20 protein-coding genes are annotated in these 18,865 nt (G+C 67.0%); 10 read left to right on the top strand and 10 right to left on the bottom strand.

Annotation, left to right across the window (positions count from 1 at the left end):
- Nucleotides 1-7: 7 nt before the first annotated feature.
- The 3 genes from ACLI1P_RS02595 to ACLI1P_RS02585 all read left to right on the top strand — a co-directional run bounded on the left by ACLI1P_RS02595 (nucleotide 8) and on the right by ACLI1P_RS02585 (nucleotide 2,716).
- A complete protein-coding gene (locus ACLI1P_RS02595; protein WP_411709334.1) occupies nucleotides 8-913 on the top strand; it encodes a MetQ/NlpA family ABC transporter substrate-binding protein in 906 nt (301 codons plus the stop codon).
- 82 nt (nucleotides 914-995) lie between these two features.
- Nucleotides 996-2,039, top strand: a complete 1,044-nt coding sequence (locus tag ACLI1P_RS02590; RefSeq protein WP_408930114.1) for a methionine ABC transporter ATP-binding protein — start codon at nucleotides 996-998, stop codon at nucleotides 2,037-2,039.
- Entirely contained in the window at nucleotides 2,036-2,716 is a 681-nt protein-coding gene (locus tag ACLI1P_RS02585) for a methionine ABC transporter permease (RefSeq protein ID WP_408930113.1), read from the top strand. Before ACLI1P_RS02590 ends, ACLI1P_RS02585 begins: the two co-directional genes overlap by 4 nt.
- Here ACLI1P_RS02585 and ACLI1P_RS02580 read toward each other — a convergent pair.
- Nucleotides 2,713-3,582: a sucrase ferredoxin gene (locus ACLI1P_RS02580; protein WP_411709333.1), complete on the bottom strand. Its 870-nt coding sequence runs from the start codon at nucleotides 3,580-3,582 to the stop codon at nucleotides 2,713-2,715. The genes ACLI1P_RS02585 and ACLI1P_RS02580 overlap by 4 nt on opposite strands.
- Before the next feature lie 89 nt (nucleotides 3,583-3,671).
- Here ACLI1P_RS02580 and ACLI1P_RS02575 point away from each other — a divergent pair, with 89 nt between their 5' ends.
- On the top strand, nucleotides 3,672-4,316 hold the full coding sequence (locus ACLI1P_RS02575; protein WP_296131570.1) for a hypothetical protein: 645 nt from the start codon (nucleotides 3,672-3,674) through the stop codon (nucleotides 4,314-4,316).
- A 9-nt stretch (nucleotides 4,317-4,325) separates the two neighbouring features.
- On the opposite strand, the gene ACLI1P_RS02570 is transcribed toward ACLI1P_RS02575, so the two are convergent.
- Together ACLI1P_RS02570 and ACLI1P_RS02565 are read right to left on the bottom strand one after the other, a co-directional pair.
- The gene (locus tag ACLI1P_RS02570) at nucleotides 4,326-5,858 is read right to left on the bottom strand and encodes a DNA polymerase Y family protein (protein ID WP_411709332.1); all 1,533 of its coding nucleotides are present in this window, start codon (nucleotides 5,856-5,858) and stop codon (nucleotides 4,326-4,328) included.
- Nucleotides 5,855-6,547 (bottom strand): hypothetical protein, encoded by a 693-nt coding sequence (locus ACLI1P_RS02565; RefSeq protein ID WP_411709331.1) that lies wholly within the window; start codon nucleotides 6,545-6,547, stop codon nucleotides 5,855-5,857. Before ACLI1P_RS02565 ends, ACLI1P_RS02570 begins: the two co-directional genes overlap by 4 nt.
- Before the next feature lie 59 nt (nucleotides 6,548-6,606).
- Here ACLI1P_RS02565 and ACLI1P_RS02560 point away from each other — a divergent pair, with 59 nt between their 5' ends.
- Nucleotides 6,607-7,008: a hypothetical protein gene (locus tag ACLI1P_RS02560; RefSeq protein ID WP_411709330.1), complete on the top strand. Its 402-nt coding sequence runs from the start codon at nucleotides 6,607-6,609 to the stop codon at nucleotides 7,006-7,008.
- 6 nt (nucleotides 7,009-7,014) lie between these two features.
- Here ACLI1P_RS02560 and ACLI1P_RS02555 read toward each other — a convergent pair whose 3' ends face one another.
- Nucleotides 7,015-7,668 (bottom strand): response regulator, encoded by a 654-nt coding sequence (locus ACLI1P_RS02555; protein WP_411709329.1) that lies wholly within the window; start codon nucleotides 7,666-7,668, stop codon nucleotides 7,015-7,017.
- Nucleotides 7,669-7,670: 2 nt separating this feature from the next.
- Nucleotides 7,671-8,819 (bottom strand): PspC domain-containing protein, encoded by a 1,149-nt coding sequence (locus tag ACLI1P_RS02550; RefSeq protein WP_411709328.1) that lies wholly within the window; start codon nucleotides 8,817-8,819, stop codon nucleotides 7,671-7,673.
- Between the two features lie 114 nt (nucleotides 8,820-8,933).
- Here ACLI1P_RS02550 and ACLI1P_RS02545 point away from each other — a divergent pair, with 114 nt between their 5' ends.
- The 3 genes from ACLI1P_RS02545 to ACLI1P_RS02535 all read left to right on the top strand — a co-directional run bounded on the left by ACLI1P_RS02545 (nucleotide 8,934) and on the right by ACLI1P_RS02535 (nucleotide 11,729).
- Nucleotides 8,934-9,986, top strand: coding sequence for a PspC domain-containing protein (locus tag ACLI1P_RS02545; protein WP_408930105.1), 1,053 nt, complete (start codon nucleotides 8,934-8,936; stop codon nucleotides 9,984-9,986).
- 58 nt (nucleotides 9,987-10,044) lie between these two features.
- Entirely contained in the window at nucleotides 10,045-11,160 is a 1,116-nt protein-coding gene (locus tag ACLI1P_RS02540) for an HNH endonuclease (RefSeq protein ID WP_411709327.1), read from the top strand.
- A gap of 146 nt (nucleotides 11,161-11,306) precedes the next feature.
- Nucleotides 11,307-11,729: a hypothetical protein gene (locus ACLI1P_RS02535; protein ID WP_411709326.1), complete on the top strand. Its 423-nt coding sequence runs from the start codon at nucleotides 11,307-11,309 to the stop codon at nucleotides 11,727-11,729.
- A gap of 89 nt (nucleotides 11,730-11,818) precedes the next feature.
- On the opposite strand, the gene guaA is transcribed toward ACLI1P_RS02535, so the two are convergent.
- From guaA to guaB, 3 genes are all read right to left on the bottom strand, one after another.
- Nucleotides 11,819-13,381, bottom strand: coding sequence for a glutamine-hydrolyzing GMP synthase (gene guaA, locus ACLI1P_RS02530; protein ID WP_411709325.1), 1,563 nt, complete (start codon nucleotides 13,379-13,381; stop codon nucleotides 11,819-11,821).
- Nucleotides 13,382-13,461: 80 nt separating this feature from the next.
- Nucleotides 13,462-14,598 carry a GuaB3 family IMP dehydrogenase-related protein gene (locus ACLI1P_RS02525; RefSeq protein WP_411709324.1) on the bottom strand — a complete coding sequence of 379 codons (1,137 nt, stop codon included), beginning with the start codon at nucleotides 14,596-14,598 and terminating at the stop codon, nucleotides 13,462-13,464.
- Between the two features lie 12 nt (nucleotides 14,599-14,610).
- Entirely contained in the window at nucleotides 14,611-16,125 is a 1,515-nt protein-coding gene (guaB, locus tag ACLI1P_RS02520; protein ID WP_411709323.1) for an IMP dehydrogenase, read from the bottom strand.
- 149 nt (nucleotides 16,126-16,274) lie between these two features.
- Between guaB and ACLI1P_RS02515 the strand changes: the two genes are divergently transcribed.
- Complete coding sequence (locus tag ACLI1P_RS02515) at nucleotides 16,275-16,649, top strand: DUF5319 domain-containing protein (RefSeq protein WP_296131536.1); 375 nt, start codon at nucleotides 16,275-16,277, stop codon at nucleotides 16,647-16,649.
- 68 nt (nucleotides 16,650-16,717) lie between these two features.
- On the opposite strand, the gene ACLI1P_RS02510 is transcribed toward ACLI1P_RS02515, so the two are convergent.
- Together ACLI1P_RS02510 and ACLI1P_RS02505 are read right to left on the bottom strand one after the other, a co-directional pair.
- The gene (locus ACLI1P_RS02510; RefSeq protein ID WP_306507028.1) at nucleotides 16,718-17,575 is read right to left on the bottom strand and encodes a hypothetical protein; all 858 of its coding nucleotides are present in this window, start codon (nucleotides 17,573-17,575) and stop codon (nucleotides 16,718-16,720) included.
- Between the two features lie 78 nt (nucleotides 17,576-17,653).
- Entirely contained in the window at nucleotides 17,654-18,229 is a 576-nt protein-coding gene (locus tag ACLI1P_RS02505) for a sigma-70 family RNA polymerase sigma factor (RefSeq protein ID WP_296131532.1), read from the bottom strand.
- A gap of 327 nt (nucleotides 18,230-18,556) precedes the next feature.
- Between ACLI1P_RS02505 and ACLI1P_RS02500 the strand changes: the two genes are divergently transcribed.
- Complete coding sequence (locus tag ACLI1P_RS02500) at nucleotides 18,557-18,856, top strand: WhiB family transcriptional regulator (protein ID WP_296131530.1); 300 nt, start codon at nucleotides 18,557-18,559, stop codon at nucleotides 18,854-18,856.
- Nucleotides 18,857-18,865 lie beyond the last annotated feature (9 nt).

Here is an 18,865-nt window from a genome sequence, read left to right as displayed (position 1 = left end):
ACGATTCATGCGCATCCGCCACCTCGTAGCAGCCGCCGCAGCTAGCCTCGTGGCCGCATCCAGCGTGGTCGCTTGTTCGTCGTCAAGCTCTGCGTTCTCCGCCGGTACTGCCGAAGATCCCATCATCATCGGCACCACCGATGCCGAGCTCCCGGAGTGGGGCGTGCTCAAGGATCTCGCGGCCCAGGAGGGCATCGAGATCGAGATGAAGAGCTTCACGGACTATGCCACCCCCAACCAGTCCCTGGCAGAGGGCAGCACGGACACCAATAAGTTCCAGCACCTGAAGTTCTTGGCCGAATACAACGTGGGCAATGGCACGGACCTCGTTCCGGTTGCCTCCACGCAGGTCTACCCCATGCCACTGTTCTGGAAGGGCCACGACAGCATCGACGGCATCGAGGGCCAGGACATCGCCATTCCCAACGACGCCACCAACCAAGGCCGCGCCATCAACCTGCTGGCCGCCAACGGTTTGCTGAAGCTCAAGGAGGAGGGCAAGCTCACGCCGGACCCGGCGGACATCGATGAGGGCGCCTCCAAGGTGACCATCACCCCGGTGGATGCCTCCCAGACCCCCTCCGCGTACGGCGAAGGCCACCCGGCCATCATCACCAATTCCTTCTTCAAGCGGGCGGGAATCGACCCGGCTGCCGCCGTGCTGTACGACGACCCGGAGAACCCCAACGCTGACCCCGACATCCTCTTCGACCCCTACGTCAACGTCTGGGCCGTTCAGGACAAGGATAAGGACAACGAGAAAGTCAAGAAGCTCGCCGAGCTCTACCTCTCCGACGAAGTCAAGGCCGCAGTTCAAGACACCACGGGTGGAACCACCATCTTCGTGGACAAACCGCAGGCCGAACTCCAAGAGATTGTGGACCGGCTCGAAGAGGAAGCATCCTCGGCGTAGGCCCACCACCTCAGCCCCCGCGTCGCGCTGACATGCGCGGCCGGGGGATTTGGCCGTTACTCACACTGACAAAGGACACCCCGTGACACAACAGACTGGCGCCCGCAGCGGCACCCGGATTGAGTTCCGCAACATCACCAAGGTCTTTAGGAACAAAAAGACCACCACCACAGCGCTTAACGACGTCTCCCTGACCGTCGAGCCCGGCGAAATCGTCGGCATCATCGGCTTCTCCGGCGCCGGCAAGTCCACGCTGGTGCGTATGATCAACGGCCTGGACAAGCCCACGTCGGGGCAGCTGCTGTTGGACAACACCGATGTTGTCCCCCTCCCCGAGTCGCAGCTGCGCAGCATCCGCCGCAACATTGGCATGATCTTCCAGCAGTTCAACCTCATGTCCTCGCGCACCGCGGCGGGCAATGTTGAGTACCCGTTGAAGCTGCAGGGCGTCGGCAAGCAAGAGCGTACCCAGCGCGTGCAGGAGCTCCTTGAGTTCGTCGGCCTGGGAGACAAGGGCGATAACTACCCGGAGCAGCTTTCCGGCGGCCAGAAGCAGCGCGTTGGCATCGCCCGTGCGCTGGCCACGCAGCCTTCGCTGTTGCTTGCCGACGAAGCCACCTCCGCCCTCGACCCCACCACCACCAAGGAAGTCCTGGAGCTGCTACGCAAGGTCAACCGCGACTTTGGCATCACCATCGTGGTCATCACCCACGAGATGGACGTCGTGCGCTCCATCGCTGACAAGGTCGCCGTCATGGAAAACGGCCGCGTCATCGAGTCCGGCAGCGTCTACGAGGTCTTTTCCCAGCCCAAGACGGCCGTGGCGGAAGAGTTCGTGGCAACCTCCCTGCGCAACACCCCGGACGTGGTCGAGGCCGACGACTTGCTAGCCCACGAGGGCCGCCTGTTCACCATCAACCTGACCGAGAAGTCTGGCTTCTTCGACGCCGCCGGCCAGCTGGCCGAGCGCGGGGTGGACATCGCCGTGGTCCACGGCGGCATCACGACCCTGCAGAAGCACTCCTTTGGCAAGCTCACCGTGCGCCTCAACGGCCCGGCCGACGCTATCGAGGAGTTCTACGCCCGCATGCAACGCACCACCGACATTGAGGAGATTCAACGATGAACGTCACCTACCTCGCGGAAGCCAACTGGGACCGGCTGAGCGGCACGCTTGTCGACGCCATCAAGGACACCCTCATCATGGTCGCCACCACCATGGTGGTCGCCGGCCTCATCGGCCTGGTCCTCGGCGTCCTGCTATACACCACCCGCCCGGGCGGAATCCTGCAGAACAAGTTCATCTACTTCATCATCAACATCCTGGTGAACTTCATTCGCCCGATCCCGTTCATCATCCTGCTCGCCTTCGCGCAGCCCCTCACGGTGGCCGTGCTGGGCAGTTCCATCGGCCGCGAGCCGGCCACGTTCGTCATGGTCATCGCGGCCACCTTCGCGGTGGCCCGCATCGTGGAGCAGAACCTGGTGGCCATCGACCCGGGCGTTATCGAGGCCGCCCGCGCGATGGGTGCCTCGCCGTGGAAGATCATCACCACGGTCATCGTGCCGGAGGCCCTGGGCCCGCTGGTGCTGGGCTACACCTTCCTGTTCATCGGCATCGTCGACATGTCCGCCATGGCCGGCTACGTCGGCGGCGGCGGTCTGGGCGACTTCGCTATCGTCTACGGCTACCGCGCCTTCGAGTGGCAAGTCACCGTGGTGGCCACCCTCATCATCATCGTGCTGGTGCAGGCCGCCCAGTTCTTCGGCAACTGGCTCTCGGCCAAGATTATGCGCCGCTAGCCGCGCCGCGCGACGCGGCGCGCGGCGAAGTATCGAGAGGTCTTCGGCTCGTCTCCACAGGAGGAGACGACGCCGGAGGCCTCTTTTTCTTCCAGCTCTACGTCCCACGCGCGGCCGTCGGTGTGGCGGACCACGACGGTGTCGCCCTCCCCCGCGGCTTCGTCCTCCGCGTCGACGCGGAGGTCGCCGTAGTGGAGGGCCTCGTCGGCGCCGAGAAGCAGGCGCGCCACCGCCAGCTCCGCTACCTGGCCCCGCGGGGTGATCAGGCCGCTGCCGCGGTTGGCGGGATAGAAGTACTCGCCGCGCAGGGACTTGCCCACTAGCTCGCGCCCGGCCTCCACGTTGAGGCGGCCGAAGGAATAGCCCCAGGGCATCAGCAGCACCGAGGGCGCAAAACGGTGGCCCTTGGTATGGGAGGTCTCCCACACCGTCTCCTCAAACTCGCAGGCCAGCGACGCCGCCAGCGGGCGACCCTTGACCGCGCAGCAGGCGTCGCGCTTGGCGTGGGTACACACCAGCACCAGCGGCAGGCACGTGCCGGTGGGGTGCTCCAGGTCGAGGTCCAGGATGTCCTCCGGGCCGTTGAGCACGTAATCCTGCACCAGGCCTTCGCGCGCCCACACCACGAAGCAGCGGAAGTGGCCGGTCCCGCGCTCGTGCCCGGCGCGCCCGGGGCGGCGGATCAGTTGCAGCCCCGCCACGCCCTTGAGCTTGGCCTTCAGCTTGTCGGTGAGGCCGGGGCCGAAGGTGTCGCCGTCGAGGACGTCGCGGGACCACGCCGCGGGCCATTCGAAGAGCACGTAGACGGACTCCTGCTTGGCGGTACCGGGCAGGGGCTCAATCTGGGTGTCGGAGCAAAAGGACATGCCGCTAGTTTAACTACCTTCACAACAATGTGGTTACGATGCCCATCTCCGTTCCGAGTTCGCCGCGCTGGGCCGCTACGCTCGGAGTTATGCCGACTCACACTCTCGTGCGCGCAGCCATCCCCGTGGCCGCACTCGCTTTCTCGAGTGCGCTCGTGCTGCAGGGCTGCGCCGCCTCCTCAGACTCCGGCGCTGGGCCCACCAAGACTCTTGACGCCACCCTCTCCGGCGCCACGACGTCGACGCCGTCCGTGACCGCGCACGCGCCGACCCCCATGGCTCCGGCTGGGCTTACCCCGCTGGGCGACGCCAACCTGGCCATGAAAACCCTGCGTCCCCCCGCTCCTTCCGAGCTCGTTGTCACGAGCGTGCGTGTGGGCAAGCACGAGGGGTTCGACCGCGTGGTCTTCGACTTCACCGGTAAGGGCTCGCCCGGCTGGTTCATCGACTACACCGATTCCCCCGCGCAGCAGGGCTCGGGCAACCCGATTTCCTACCAGGGCGCCACGGCGCTCGACGTCAGCATTGACGGCACCGCCTACCCCTTCCAGCTGGAAATGGAGGACCCGAATATCGGCACGGTCCCGGGCGCGGGCGGCGTAGTGACCCAGGTGCTCAGCGGCGGCACGTTCGAGGCCCGCTCGCAGTTTGTTATTGGCCTCGACGGGCGCCATCCCTATTCCGTGCAGGTGCTCAACGAGCCGACGCGCCTGGTTATCGACGTCCTGCATTAGACCCCGCACCTAGGTGTAGGTCGCTTCCACCGACCAGCGCCCGCCGGCCCACACCAGCAGCCAGGCGCGCTGTCCTTGCGCGTTCTCCCCCACCACTTGCAGGCGCGCGCAGCGCTGCGCCGCGTTCGGGTCCCACCAGGCGGCGTCCACCGGCCAGGGCCCAGCCCACCCGGTCACCCGGTAGCGGTGGCGGCCCCAGCTGAGGCCTGCGGGTTCGCCGGAGAGGAGGGCCTCGGCGGTGACGATGATGTCGGACGCGGAGGCGTCGACTAGCCGAATGCGCGCGGCCGGGTGCGCCAGGCTGGCCGGCAGCGGCGAGGGGATGCGCCCGGGCCAGCTGCCCTCCGGGGCGGGATCGCGCTGCTCGCCGTAGGGCACGAGCTCGATGCGCTCGGCCACCCCGCGGCCGGCGGCTGGGCGCGGCTGCAGCACGCGGTCCACGCCCAGCTGGGACTGCACGCGCGCGATGACGCGCTTGGCCTGCTCATCGGACTCGGCCGCGCCCCACAGCACGCTGTCCCCGGGCGGGGCGAGCTCCACCGGCTCCAGCACGAGCTTGAGCACACCCCCGCCGTCGCCCGCCCGCGCGCTGCTTAACCATCCATCGAGCTGCCAGCGCACGCGGTCCGCCGTGGCGGCCTCACTCAAGGCCTCCTGGGTGCGCCAGATGCGCTCGAGGCGCTCGCCTCCTTCGAACTCGGCACCGATGCGCAGGCGCACGCACACAAGCCCGGCGCGATCCAGCGCCGCGTGGAGGCGCGCCGCCAGCTGACGCGCGGCGAAGGCAGCAGCGTCGACGCGCTCCAGGGGCTCCTCGAAGACCTCCTCCACGCCCAGGTCCGGGCGGGCCAGCTCCGGGGCCACCCGCCTGTCGGGGGCGGCGGACGCCACCGCGTGGCAGCGCCGCCCCGCCTCACCGAAGCGCGTGGTGACCTGGCGCAGCGGCAGGGCCGCAAGCTCGCCCAGCGTGCGCACGCCGAGGCGCTGCACCGTGTCCACCACGTCGAGCGGGCAGCCCAGCGACACCTCCGCCGCCAGCACGCCCACCGGCTGGGCGGCGAGGAACTCCCGCGACCCACCGGCCGGCACCACCGCGCCGAGGTTCTCGTGGCGCGCGGCAATGAGTGCGGTCGCAATCTCGTCCGCGACGCCGACGGTGGCGTCGAGGTGGGCTCTCGCTGCGGCGTCGACAAGCATCTCCACCGCCTTCGCCTCACTGCCGTGGAAACGCCCCGCCGCGCCCGCATCCACGATGACCAGCCCCGGGCGCAGGACCTCCACCGAGGACGCCACCGCATCAAGCCCTGCGGCGATCTCCGCAAACACCACGCCATCCCGATCCGGGTTAGCCTCCTCCACCCGTAGCTCCGGCAGCACGGCCTGGGCCTGGCGCACGCGCATGCCGCGGCGCACCCCCGCCCGGCGCGCCGGCGCGTTGCACACAACGACGCGATGCTGGGACACGATGGCACACGCCCCCACCGCGGTCTCCTGCAGCGCCTGGATAGGCCAATCCGGGAACCACAGGGCCGCGACCCTCACACCGCCTCCAGGTGCGGCCGCTCCGGGCGCGCCCCGCAGCTCAGCAGCCCGCGCTGCGGCGGCGCCCCGGTGGTGGCCACGCGCACGTCAATATCGACCCCGCGGATGCGCCCCACACCACGCCCCAAGCCGCGCACCGCGACGACCTCCGCCCCGATGTCCATCGCCGTGCCCGGCAGCCGCGTACCGACGGTGAGCAGCGCCGCCTGCCCGCCACGAACCTTCGCCAGCACCGGGCGTGCGCGGGTGGGGCTGAGCTTGCCGACGCCCCGGTGCACCACCAAGTCCAGCCCCTCACACAGCACCCCGGTCACCGCCCAGGGCTCCGCCCCAGGATCCGGCACCACGATGACCCGGGAGAGATCTCCATCCTCGTCCACCTGTGCGAGAGAGAGATCTGGCCAGTCCACCACGCCGACGTGTCCGCCCGCCGCGCTAACATGAGAGACCAGATCGACAACAAGTGCCGCGCACTCCGCGCACGAGGTAACCCGCTTCCGGGGCAGTCCACCCCCGGGGAGCAGGGATGATAGGCCCTCGGGGACACCAAGGACATCGACATCCGGCTGTACCTCGACGGAGGAATCGGGGGCCTCCAGGCGGTGAATCTGGGCGCGCAACGCCGCGATGCGGTCGGCCTGCGAACCGCCCCGCATCCCAGCCACTGCACGAACACCCGTTTGATTCATGTCTCCCATTATGAACCCCACCTCGGACACGCGCAATTGCACTGGTAGCGTTAGGCGCCATGAACCCCCTGCGCGCACATACCACCCCGATTCCGACCCCGCCGTGGGTGCGACTCGGCGGCTCACTTTTGGCAGGGGCGGCCGTGGCGGTGGGCACCAGCCGCATCCATTTCGGCGCGGCGCTGGGGCTAAGCCTGCTCTTCCTCGTCGCCGCCGGTACCCTCGTCATGCTGCACCCCTACCGCGGCCAGATGCGCGCGTTTGCCCAGCGCCACAACGTCACCATGCTACCTACCGTCTCGCAGCTTGTCCCCCTCATGCTGCTGTGGCTCGCGGTGATGCTCTCCCCGCTCATCGCGCTGCCGGCGTGGGGCAGTGCCCTCGTGTGGCTCGCGGTCTTCGCTCTGGCCTTCGTGGCCTTCCCGCACGTGGACGGCTCCCGCAAGCTCGCCTACGCCTAGCGCGCCTTAAGCCAAATCGCGCGAGGTGGCCCAGCGCGTGAGCTGGTGGTGGTTGGACTGCTGGGTCTTGCGCAAAATATTGGAGGCGTGCGTCTCCACCGTCTTGACCGAGATAAACAGCTGCTTGCCAATCTCGCGGTACGTGTACCCGCGCGCCAGCAGCCTTAAGACCTCCAGCTCACGGCGCGTGAGCGCGTCCACCGCTGGGTCCTGGCCCTCCTCCGGCTCCGGGGCGGGGGCACCGGAGGAAAAGGCATCCAGCACGAAACCGGCCAGGCGCGGCGAGAAATACGCGTCCCCGCTGTTGACCTGCAGGACCGCGCGCGCCAAGTCCGGGCCCGAAATATTCTTCGTCACATAGCCCCGCGCCCCCGCGCGGATCAGCGCGATGACATCCTCCGCCGCATCCGACACGCTCAGCGCCAGGAACACCGGCCGCGCAGCCTGGTGCGCGGTCGCATTCAGCACGGCGAGGCCGCCGCCGTCGGGCATGTGGACGTCGAGCAGCACCACGTCCGGGCGTGTCCGCGCGATGCCGTCCAGCGCCTCCGCCACGGTCCCCGCATCGCCCACGATCTCAATCTCCGGCGCCGCCGCCAGCTCCGCGCGCACGCCCGCACGGAAGACAGAGTGATCATCAACCAAAAAGACCTTCACCATGCTCATAACGCTACCGTGAGCTCCACCTCGGTGCCCTCCCCTGGGGTCGATGAAACCCGCACGCGCCCGCCTACCTTCTCTACGCGCGCGCGAATGCTGTCACGAATGCCGTGCCTATCAGCGGGAACAGCATCCACGTCGAATCCCACCCCGCGATCGCGCACGAAGATGCTCAACTCGCCCGCCAGCGCCTCCGCGTACACGTCCGCGGCCTCCGCCCCGGCGTGCTTGCCCGCGTTCACCAGGGCTTCGCGGGCGGCCTGGGTGGCGGCCAGGGAGGCGTCGGCAAGCGCGGCGTCCTCCCCCACCGTCACCAGGGATACCCGCATGTCAAAAAGGTTCTCCACCTCCGCGCACGCCGTCTCCAAGGCGCCGAAGCACGTCGTCGGGGTGGCCGAGGGGGCGTCGAACAGCCAGGTGCGCAGCTCCCGCTCCTGACTGCGCGCCAAGCGCGTGACCTCGCGCGGATCCTCCGCCCGCTTCTGGATGAGCGCCAGCGTCTGCAGCACCGAATCATGCAGGCGGGCCGCAATCTCGGCGCGCTCCTCCGACACCGCCTTCGCTGCCTGCTCCTGCGACAGCGAACGCCACAGCTTGAGCACCAACGGCACCACCAGTGCACCAAAGCCCACCAGGGTCAGCACCGTAGCCACAATCGCCGAACCGGAGCCGTTCTCCCACGTCACCGCCGCCACCACAGCGCCGCCTAAAACCAAGACAGCACCGGCAGCCACAGCGACCAGCCCCACCGGCGTGTTCAGCCCGCGGTCATACGCCAGCCACGCCAGCACCGCACCGACGGCCACGACCGCCAACGGCACCGCCGCGCTTAACGACGCCCCCGAAACCCCCAACACGCCCACCGCGCTACCCGCCAACGCCAGGATCACCAGTCCGAGGGAAAGGGGGCTGCGGCGGGCGGAGGGGGCGTCGTCAAGCGCGGGCGTGAAAATCCACAGCCCTGCATAGGCCATCGCCCCCACCCCGCCCAGCAGGGTCAGCACCGTCAAGGCGATGCGCATGGCGAGCACCGAGACCCGAAGATTCTGCGCCAGCCCCGCCGCCACGCCGGCCACCACGCGGCCAGATTGGGGGCGCGACATCACGGGATAGGGCGCCGCGTTTTCTGCGGGCACATAGGGCGAAGTCATACTAGACATAGTCCCACGCGCCACCCCTCGGGCACATCAGGGACAACCCTGAGGTCGAAAAATCAGGGCGATTACCGATACCACCGCGAGGCCCTGCGCGGCAGGATTAAAAGCATGACGAAGAACAACACTCTCAACGACATGTGGACAACCCGCCCCGTCCGCCTTCCCAAGAAGCAGGGCGGTGACGCGCAGCTCGCCGGTGTCTGCGAAGGCATCGCGGTGCGCTACCAGATCGATCCTACGATTGTGCGCGTGGCCTTTGTGGTCGCAGCACTCGCCTTCGGCGGTGGCATCGCAGCTTATCTCACCGCGTGGGTTCTCATGCCACGCTTCGGCTCGCCCTACTGCCCACTCGACGCGGCCTTGGGCAAGGATGGCGTCAAAGAGGAGCGGGAGCTCGGCTGGGTGCTGCTTGTCGGCGTCCTTCTTACCTTTAGCTCCGGCCCGTTATTCTTGGACGGACAATTCCTCACCGGCCTTCCCCCTGCCGTGCTGACCTTCGGGCTGATGGCGCTGGCGTGGTACGCCCTTCACCAACGCGAGCCACTACCACCCAGCGGGCTGCTGGCCGCCGAGCAGCCGGTGCGTGAGGAGCCGGTCAATCTCAACTCTTATACCCCGGCAGACGGCCACCCTTTCCCACCAGGGCGTCAGACCCCGCCGTCCTGGGATCCGCTCGGCGCAGTTCCCGATGCCTGGGACCTGCCGGAGCCAGAGCCGCAGGAGGAACCGACAAAGAAGCGCGGTTCGCAGTGGGCTGAGGGCGCAATTGCGCTAGGCGCCGTCGGCGTCGCTCTGACGATTGTCTTCTTTGGAGTCTCCTTCGTCTCCGAGGCCGACGACTCCAGCTTCAGTGCCCGCTTTAACGTCGGTTCTCAGCACATCGCCCCTACCAGTGCGGATGAGCTCAAGGAGCACTACGACCTGGGTATCGGCACCTCAACGGTGGATTTGAGCCACATCGAAGACCTGCGCACTAAGCACGACGTCACCATCGATATCGGAGTCGGCAGCGTCGAGATCATCCTCCCGAAGGACATTCCCGTCTCGGTGACGTGCGAGGGCGGGCTGGGAGACAGCAACTGCACGGACCGCCAGGACCCTGATGCGCTGTTGAATATCCACATCAACCAAGGTATCGGCGAGCTCACCATCACCGGCTAGCCCTGCGAATTCTGCGCTCAAGTAGCGAGGTTGCTCGGCCTGGTTTAGGCTGTGGGCTATGCAACTGGGGGGTTACATTCAGGCACTCGCGCACGGGCTCGACGTGGTCGAGCAGTGCGCCGATGTCACGCGCGCGCAGCTGGTGCAGATGGGCGCGCAGCCGGACTTCGCGGCGAAGCTGATGGGGCTCTATGAGGTGTATTTCGGGGACACCATGTTCCGCTCCCGTCAGCGCAAAGCGCGCCGCACGCGCCACGATGTGTTCACGCTCCTTGATATCGAGCGCTACTGCTCCAAGCTCAAGGCTCGTAAGGCCTGGGAGCTGCGCCAGCTGCTGGCTGCGACGCCGCGGGAGAAAGTCCCCATGGTGGCGAAGGCAAAGCTCAAAGAGTGGCGGCCGCCGCGCGACCCTGCCCCGGGTGTGCGCGTAACCCGCCGGGAGGGCCGCAACCACACGCTGAGCATCACGGACTCTTCGCTCAACATCTCCAAGCTGTTGGCCGTGCTCAAGACCACCGACGCGGACCTGCTCACCGCTGCGCACACCGTCTTCCGCGGCGGGGGTGGTGCGGGTCAGAAGCTGCAGTCCAACGTCATCGTGCGCTTGGATGAGCTGGACCGCATCGTCGACGGCGACGGCGAGGAGATTGAGCTGCAGCTGACCAACGGGGCCACGATGACGGGTGCGGAGTTCGTGCGCGAGAAGCTTGCCGACGTCGGCCTCATCACCCTCGTCCACCCTTTCCTCGGCCCCGTCAACCTGTACATGGCCAGCCGCTTCGCCAACTCCAAGCAGCGCCTAGCGCTGTCTGCGGAGCACCCCACGTGCGCGTGGCCCGGGTGCAACGCGCCTGCCGACGACTCCCAGATCCACCACCTCACCCGCTTCCAAGACGGCGGGCCGACCAACATGGCCAATTTGGTGCCGCTGTGTGCGTATCACAACGCGGTCAACGACGATAACCCGGAAAAGCCCACCGGCCGCGGGCGCATGGACCGCATCGAGGGCCGCGTGCACTACCTGCCGCCGTGGGCCGGCCCGCCAATCACGATCCCCAGCCCAGCACACCCGCCGCGCTCCCACCCCGGCGCGCCACCGCCTGGAGCAATGGCTAATTCGCGGCCGCATGGCAGTGGGACGCCGCCAGATCCAGGAGAACCGCCCACGGGCTAACCGCCCGTGCCCCGTATTGCCATGCCGCGCGATGGTCATCTTGCGCTGAACACCAGCCGCTCGCTGAGAAATCTACTCGGCGTGCGGCTACTCGTGCATGCCGTCGACGAGGCTATGCCTGCACACTGGCCCGTCTAGGGCGGCCAGTGCCCGAAACGCCGAAAGACCCTACCGCGGAGTGTGAGACGGCACTGCGAAGCGACGCCGTACCGCGCTTCTACTTCACTGTCACCGAAGGCGGTTTTGACCCCTGTGCCCCGCTGAGTTACTCGGTGCTCACCGGCTCCTATGGCGACCTCGAGAAACCGAACGGGATTGCGGCGTCAACAGCCCAGGGCCTCATCGTCTGGGCTGGCCCGAACCCATTGGCTAACACGGGTGTGACGGCAGCAAGCATCAAAGACGTGCAGGTGATTAGCGCCGACACCCTCCACGCCACCCTCGGCCGCCGCGCCGGGGCTACCGCTGAAGGTGTCACCGAGCGCGCCACCGTGCAGCTCCAAGTTCAGGGCGACCAGCTCGTCCCTGTCGGTGGCGATGTCGAACTCTATGCCAGCATCATCCCCTAACAAAGGAGCGAAAACGCAGAACGCGGCCGAATCCCATTCCTCAAGGGCCCGGCCGCGCAGTATCGCGAGGGAGATTTACTCCCGCGCGCTTACTCCCACTCGATGGTTCCCGGCGGCTTCGACGTCACGTCGAGCACGACTCGGTTAACATCCTTGACCTCGTTGGTAATACGGGTGGAGATCTTCTCCAGCACGTCGTACGGCAGGCGGGTCCAGTCCGCGGTCATGGCATCCTCGGAGGACACCGGGCGCAGCACGATGGGGTGGCCGTAGGTGCGGCCATCGCCCTGGACGCCGACCGAGTGAACGTCGGCAAGCAGCACCACCGGGCACTGCCAAATCTCGCCGTCCAGGCCGGCGTTGGTCAGCTCGGTACGCGCGATGAGGTCCGCCTGGCGCAGGGTCTCGAGGCGCTCCTCGGTGACCTCGCCGATGATGCGGATGCCCAGGCCCGGGCCCGGGAAGGGCTGGCGCGCCACGATTTCCTCCGGCAGGCCGAGCTGACGGCCCACCGCACGCACCTCGTCCTTGAAGAGCAGGCGCAGCGGCTCGACGAGCTCGAACTCGACGTCGTCAGGCAGGCCGCCCACGTTGTGGTGGGACTTAATGTTCGCGGTGCCGTCACCGCCGCCGGACTCCACCACGTCCGGGTACAGCGTGCCCTGCACCAGGAAGGCGGCGTCCTGGCCGTCCAGCGCCTGGTCGACGGCGCGCTCGAAGGAGCGGATGAACTCCGCACCGATGGCCTTACGCTTGGCCTCCGGCTCGGTCACGCCGGCCAGCTTGTTGAGGAAGGCCTCGCGCTCGTCCACGGTGATGAGCTTGGCGCCAGTCGACGCCACGAAGTCCTTCTCCACCTGCTCACGCTCACCCGCGCGCAGCAGGCCGTGGTCCACGAAGACACAGGTCAAACGGTCACCGATAGCGCGCTGCACCAGGGCGGCCGCCACGGCGGAATCCACGCCGCCGGACAGGGCACAAATGGCGCGGCCGTCCTCGCCGATCTGCTCGCGCACATCGTTGATGAGACGCTCCGCAATGTTCTCCGCGGTCCAGTTCTGCTCCAGACCTGCAACCTCGGTGAGGAAGCGGGTCAGCACCTCCTGGCCGTGCGGCGAGTGGAGGACCTCCGGGTGGTACTGCACGCCGGCCATCTTCTTGGACAAGCACTCGAAGGCAGCGACGGGCGCGCCCTCAGAGGAGGCCGTGACTTCGAAGCCTTCCGGGGCCTTAGAGACCGAATCGCCGTGAGACATCCACACCTTGTGGGTTTCCTCTAGCCCCTCGTGCAGCACACCGCCGGACACAGTCATGTCCGTGCGGCCGTACTCGCGCGCACCAGTGGAGGCCACGGTGCCGCCGAGGACACGAGTCATGGACTGAAAGCCATAGCAGATGCCGAAGACCGGGATGCCGAGCTCCAGCAGCTCCGGCTTTAAGGCCGGGGCACCGTCGGCATACACGGAGGACGGGCCGCCGGAGAGAATCAAAGCGGCCGGGTTCTTGGCCTTGATCTCCTCCACCGACGCGGAATTGGGGACGACCTCGGAGTAGATGTTGGCCTCACGCACGCGCCGAGCGATGAGCTGCGCGTACTGAGCGCCGAAGTCCACCACGAGGACAGGACGCGGGGTTGTATTTGGGGTAGTCACGGCCACTAGTTTAACCCAGCCCACAACAAACCCGCCCACCAACCCTTCTCGGGCTGATGAACGGGTTCCTCTATGCGGGGCTAGCGGACGGCCAGGCCGACCTTCTGGAAGGCCTTGAGGTCGGTGTAGCCGCACTTGGCCATGGCGCGCTTGAGGCCGCCGACCAGGTTGAGCTCACCCAGCGGCTCGTTGGACGGGCCGTGCAGCACGACCTCGAGCGACGGGGCGTCATCCTCGTCGGAAGCGTCGGCGCCCAGGACGGCGTCGCCCAGGCCCACCGGCTCGATGACACCGCGTGGGAAGCGCGGGTGGCCAGCCGTGGACGGCCAGTACCAGCCCTTGCCGCCGGCCTCGGCAGCACGCGCCAGGACCGGGCCGAGCACCACGCCGTCGGCGCCGCAGGCGATGGCCTTGGCGATGTCGGCGGAGGTGAAAATGTCGCCGTCGGCAAGCACGTGCACGTAGCGGCCCCCGGTTTCATCCAGGTAATCGCGGCGGGCGGCCGCCACGTCCGCGATGGTGGTGGCCATCGGAATGTCGATGCCGAGCGTCTCCGGGTTGGTGTTCACGCCGGAGCCGACGATGATGCCGGCCGCGCCCGCACGCATAAGGTGCAGGGCCGTGGTGTAGTCCGCCACGCCGCCGGCGATGACCGGAGTGTCCAGGGAGCCGATGAACTCCTTGAGGTTGAGCGGCTCGCCGCCGGTCTGCACGTGCTCGGCCGAAATCAGCGTGCCGTGGATGAACAGCAGCTCCGCGCCGGCCTTGATGACCACTGGGGCGAGCTCGCGGGCGCGCTGCGGGGAGACGCGCACGGCCACGGTCACGCCGGAATCGCGCACCTGAGCGATGCGCTCCGCCAGCAGCTCCTCATTCAGCGGCGCCGCATGCAGCTCCTGCAGCGTGGACAGGTCGCCGAAGTTCTCGCGGACGCGCTGCAGCGCGCCCTCCAGATCCTCGTGGCGGCCCCACAGGCCCTCCGCGTTGATGACGCCGAGGCCGCCCTGCTTGCCCATCTCGATGACGAACTCCGGGGTGGCCAGCGCATCGGTGGGCTGGGAGACGAAAGGCACGTCGAAGGTGTAGGCGTCGATGTGCCACGAGGTGTCCACGTCCTTGGAGGAACGGGTGCGGCGGGTGGGAACCAGGGAAACCTGGTTCAGGTCGTAGGTGCGGCGCGCTTCGCGGCCGACGCCGATTTCTACGTAGTCACGCATGAAAAAGTGTCCTTAGCGGTAGTTTGGTGCTTCGACGATTTGCTGAAGGTGGTGCGGGTGGGACTCCTTGAGCCCCGCCGCGGTGATCTGGACGAACTGCTTGGTCTTCAGCTCGGCCAGGGAGGCGGAACCGGTATAACCCATGGAGGCGCGCAGGCCGCCGACGATCTGGTGGATGATGGCGTCGATATCGCCACGGAAGGGCACGCGGCCCTCCACGCCTTCCGGCACCAGCTTGTCCTCGCTCTTGACGTCAGCCTGGAAGTAGCGGTCCTTGGAGTAGGAACGCTTCTCACCAGTCAGGCCGCGGCCCTGCATGGCGCCCATGGAGCCCATGCCGCGGTAGCGCTTGTACTGCTTGCCCTGGACCACCACGATGTCGCCCGGGGACTCGGTGGTGCCGGCCAGCATGGAGCCGAGCATGACGGCGTCCGCGCCGGCGGCCAGCGCCTTGGCGATGTCACCGGAGTACTGCATGCCGCCGTCACCAATGACCGGCACGCCGGCAGGGCCAGCCACGGAGGCGGCTTCCATGATGGCGGTGATCTGCGGCGCGCCCACACCGGCCACCACGCGGGTGGTGCAGATGGAGCCCGGGCCAATACCCACCTTCACGGCGTCGGCGCCGGCCTCGATCATGTCGCGCGCGGCCTGGCGGGTGGCCAGGTTGCCGCCGATGACGTCGATGCGGTCACCGAAGTCCTTCTGCACGCGGGAGACCATCTCCAGCACGCGGTTGTTGTGGGCGTGGGCGGAGTCGACGACGAGGACGTCCACGCCGGCGTCGACAAGCTGGCCCGCGCGCTGGTAGGACTCCTCACCCGTACCGATGCCGGCGGCCACGAGCAAGCGCCCGGAGCCATCCTTGGAAGCGTTGGGGAACTGCTCGGTCTTCACAAAGTCCTTGACGGTGATAAGGCCGACGAGCTTGTTGGCGTCATCAACGATGGGCAGCTTCTCCACCTTGTTGGTGGACAGCAGCTCCAGAGCCTCCTCCTTGCTCACACCCTCCTTGGCCACCACCAGCGGCATCGGCGTCATAATCTCGGAGACCTTGCGGGAAAAGTCCGGCTCGAAGCGCATGTCACGGTTGGTGCAAATACCAACGAGGACGCCCTGCTTGTCGACGACCGGCAGGCCCGAAATCCGGTAGCGCGCGCACAGCGTATCGACCTCATCGATGGTCATGTCCGGGGAGGCCGTCACCGGGTCAGTGACCATGCCGGACTCGGAGCGCTTCACAATCTCGACCTGCTGCGCCTGGTCCTCTGCGGACAGGTTGCGGTGGAGCACACCGATGCCGCCCTGGCGGGCCATGCCGATGGCCATGCGGGCTTCGGTCACCGTATCCATCGCGGCCGAGGCCAGCGGCACGTCGAGGCGGATGTTGCGGGTGAACTGCGCCGAAGTATCAACCTCGGAGGGAACGACGTTGGATTCCGCCGGCAACAGCAGAACGTCATCGAACGTGAGGCCGTACAGGGCAATCTTGTCGGGGTTGTCTCCGCCGGTGTGGACGTGGCTCATGAGGGTGGGGCTCTCCTAAACAGACCAGTTGAAATTTTCGCGGTGATCCTCACTGTAGTGCGTGGGCGGCCCGTAGTGGTAGCCGTGCGGCCGGCGGGGTCCGCGGGAGAAAATTGCCATGCGCGCGGAGAGTCAATAGGCTCGCAGGCGTGAACTTCTTCGCCAACATGCCCCGCGATCCTTTCGCGGATGACCCGAACGACCCGGCCTCCTTCCTGGAGGAGGACGACCACGTCGAGCCGCTGTCTGAGGAAGACCGCCTCAACGTCATCCATGACCTCGCTCTGGTCCAGGAGTTTGCGCGCGCACTGACCCCGCGCGGCATCGACGGGATTTTCTTCTTCTGCGAGGACTGCGAGGAGAATCACTTCTACGAATGGGACATCCTGGCCGCCAACATGAAGGCGAGCCTGCAGGGTGAGCTGGCCCCCGTGCACGAGCCCGGCGCGGAGCCGAACCCGGCTCGCTACGTGCCGTGGGATTACGCTTTGGGCTACCTCGACGGCATGGACGCGCGTTACTAGCCGAACGGCAAAGAACCTCTCTCCCCTGGTGCAAGGGGTGAGAGGTTCTTTTTTTAAGCGGCGTGCGGCTACTGCTGGATCTGCACCGGAGGGAGGCCAGCGTCGTTGTTGCCGCCCTGGGGCGCGCCGGTGTCCTGGCCGCCCGGGCGCTGCTCGCCGCCGGTCTGCTCGCCCGGCTCCTGATTGTTCTGCGCCGGCGGGTTCAGCGGGTTGGCGGGTGCGACCGTGCTGGTGACCACGACGGTGGAGACCGCGGTCTCGGTCTGCGTCTGCGTCACGGTGACCGGCTCCTGCTGCTCCTGCGGCTTCTCCTCCGCCGGGGCGGTGGTCTCCACGGTGGTGGTTGCCGTCACGGTGGCAGGGGTCTTCTCCCGGGTTGCGCGGCCGGCCTGCCCGGACTGCTCTGCGCGGTCCTGCTTGGCTTGGTCCACCATCTTGCGCGCTTCCTCCAGCAGCTGGCGGGTGCCATCCATGTCACCCTCTGCGGAGCGCTTCTCCATCTCTTCGAGCGTGCCGGCCAGCTCCACCGACACATTCTGCTCGTCCGAGCCGAAGAGCGACTGGTTCACGCCATACAGCGGGGAGCCCGGACCGGCATTGACCAGCACGGCGCCGGAGCCCGCGATGAGCAGCGTGGCCGCAGCCGCGCCCACGAGGCCGTACATCAGCGGCTTGCCGCGGCGGCGACGGCGCGCAGCTCCGAGGGAGATAACCTCCGGCTCCTCCTCCGCGCCTTCGATGAGCGGCGCCGGCGGCATCTGGGCGGTTACCTCTCCGCGCAGCTCGAGCAGGAGGCCAGCCAGCTCATCAGCGCCGTCGGAGGGGTCAGTGCCCTGAGAGAGAGTGGTGAGGAATGCATCATCGTCAACCAAAGGCTGCAGCTGCTCCGCCACGCCCGGCTCGAGCTCCTGGTCCTTCTTTGCCATGATGTCCTCCCTTCCTTTATGTAGAGAATTCTGTAGTTATCCGTGCCAAGTTCCGAAGACTCGTCAGAGTCCGTGAGTTCACGTCGCTGGCTGTGAATCTAAAGTCTTTCGCAAGTGTGCCAACGCACGGTGCTGTGCCACGCGGACTGCGCCAGGGGTGGAATCCACAATCTCTGCGGTTTCCTCTGCCGACAGTCCCACGAACACGCGCAAGATGATAATGTCCCGGGCCTTGTCACTTAACGTATCGAGCAACGCGCGCACTCTGTTACTACCGTCTTCCACCAGCGCTGATTCCTCGGGCGTGGCGTCGGTGACGGCCTCGTCCGGGACCTCATCGGTGGGGTGGGAGTGGTCGCGGCTGAGCGAGCGGTGGGCGTCGGTCACCTTGTGAGAGGCGATGCCGTATACGTAGGCCATGAAGGGGCGGCCCTTATCCTTGTAGCTGCTTATCGACGTCGCCACGGCCAGGCAAATCTCCTGCGCCACGTCGTCAGCCGTGGGCTGGCGGTTACCACCGATGCGAGCGCGGCAATAGCGCAGGACCTGCGGGTGAATGATGCGCATGATGTCCTGGAGGGCACGGCGACTACCGTCGACAGCCAGCGGGACGAGGTCCGCCAGCTCCTTATCGCTGTCGCGCGTTGTAGCCATTTCCCTGAAGGTTCCTTGCAAGTAGTGAATAGATAGCGCCACTTCGAATTCTTCCGCGGGCGCACAGGCTCACATCATGTCACATCGGCGGCGCGAATCCCGAAACGACAAGCGCACAACTGCGCGCCCACGAAAGTTCACGCAGCGTTCATGTTAACCATAACAGCTGGTCACAGCGGGCAGACAGGAGGGAAGACAGCGGGTTATACCTGGATTTCAGAAGTGCGTAACGTGTCGTTTACCCAGGGGGTACACACTTCAATCTCGTCTCACCCCGACCGGCACCGGCCGGCCGAGAGCTCTATCTTCAACGAAGGAGAATCGAACGTGTCTCAGTCATTCCTGCTCCCCGGGCCGAACGCGGATCTGTGGGACTGGCAGCTCCAGGGCGCATGCCGTGGCGAAAACTCTGACGTGTTCTACCACCCAGACGGCGAGCGCGGACGCGCCCGCGCCCAGCGCGAGAACCGCGCCAAGGCCATCTGCCACACCTGCCCGGTCATCGAGCTGTGCCGCGAGCACGCCCTGGCCTCCGGCGAGCCCTACGGCGTATGGGGCGGAATGAGCGAGTCCGAGCGCGTCGTGGCCCTGCGCTCGCGCCGCGAGCGCGCCACCGTCAGCGCCTAAACGCTTTCT

The sequence above is a fragment of the Corynebacterium tardum genome (genome assembly GCF_046717785.1).
GTDB lineage: Bacteria > Actinomycetota > Actinomycetes > Mycobacteriales > Mycobacteriaceae > Corynebacterium.
Note: the sequence above shows the minus strand (reverse complement) of the source record. Positions and strands in the feature narration are given on the sequence as shown.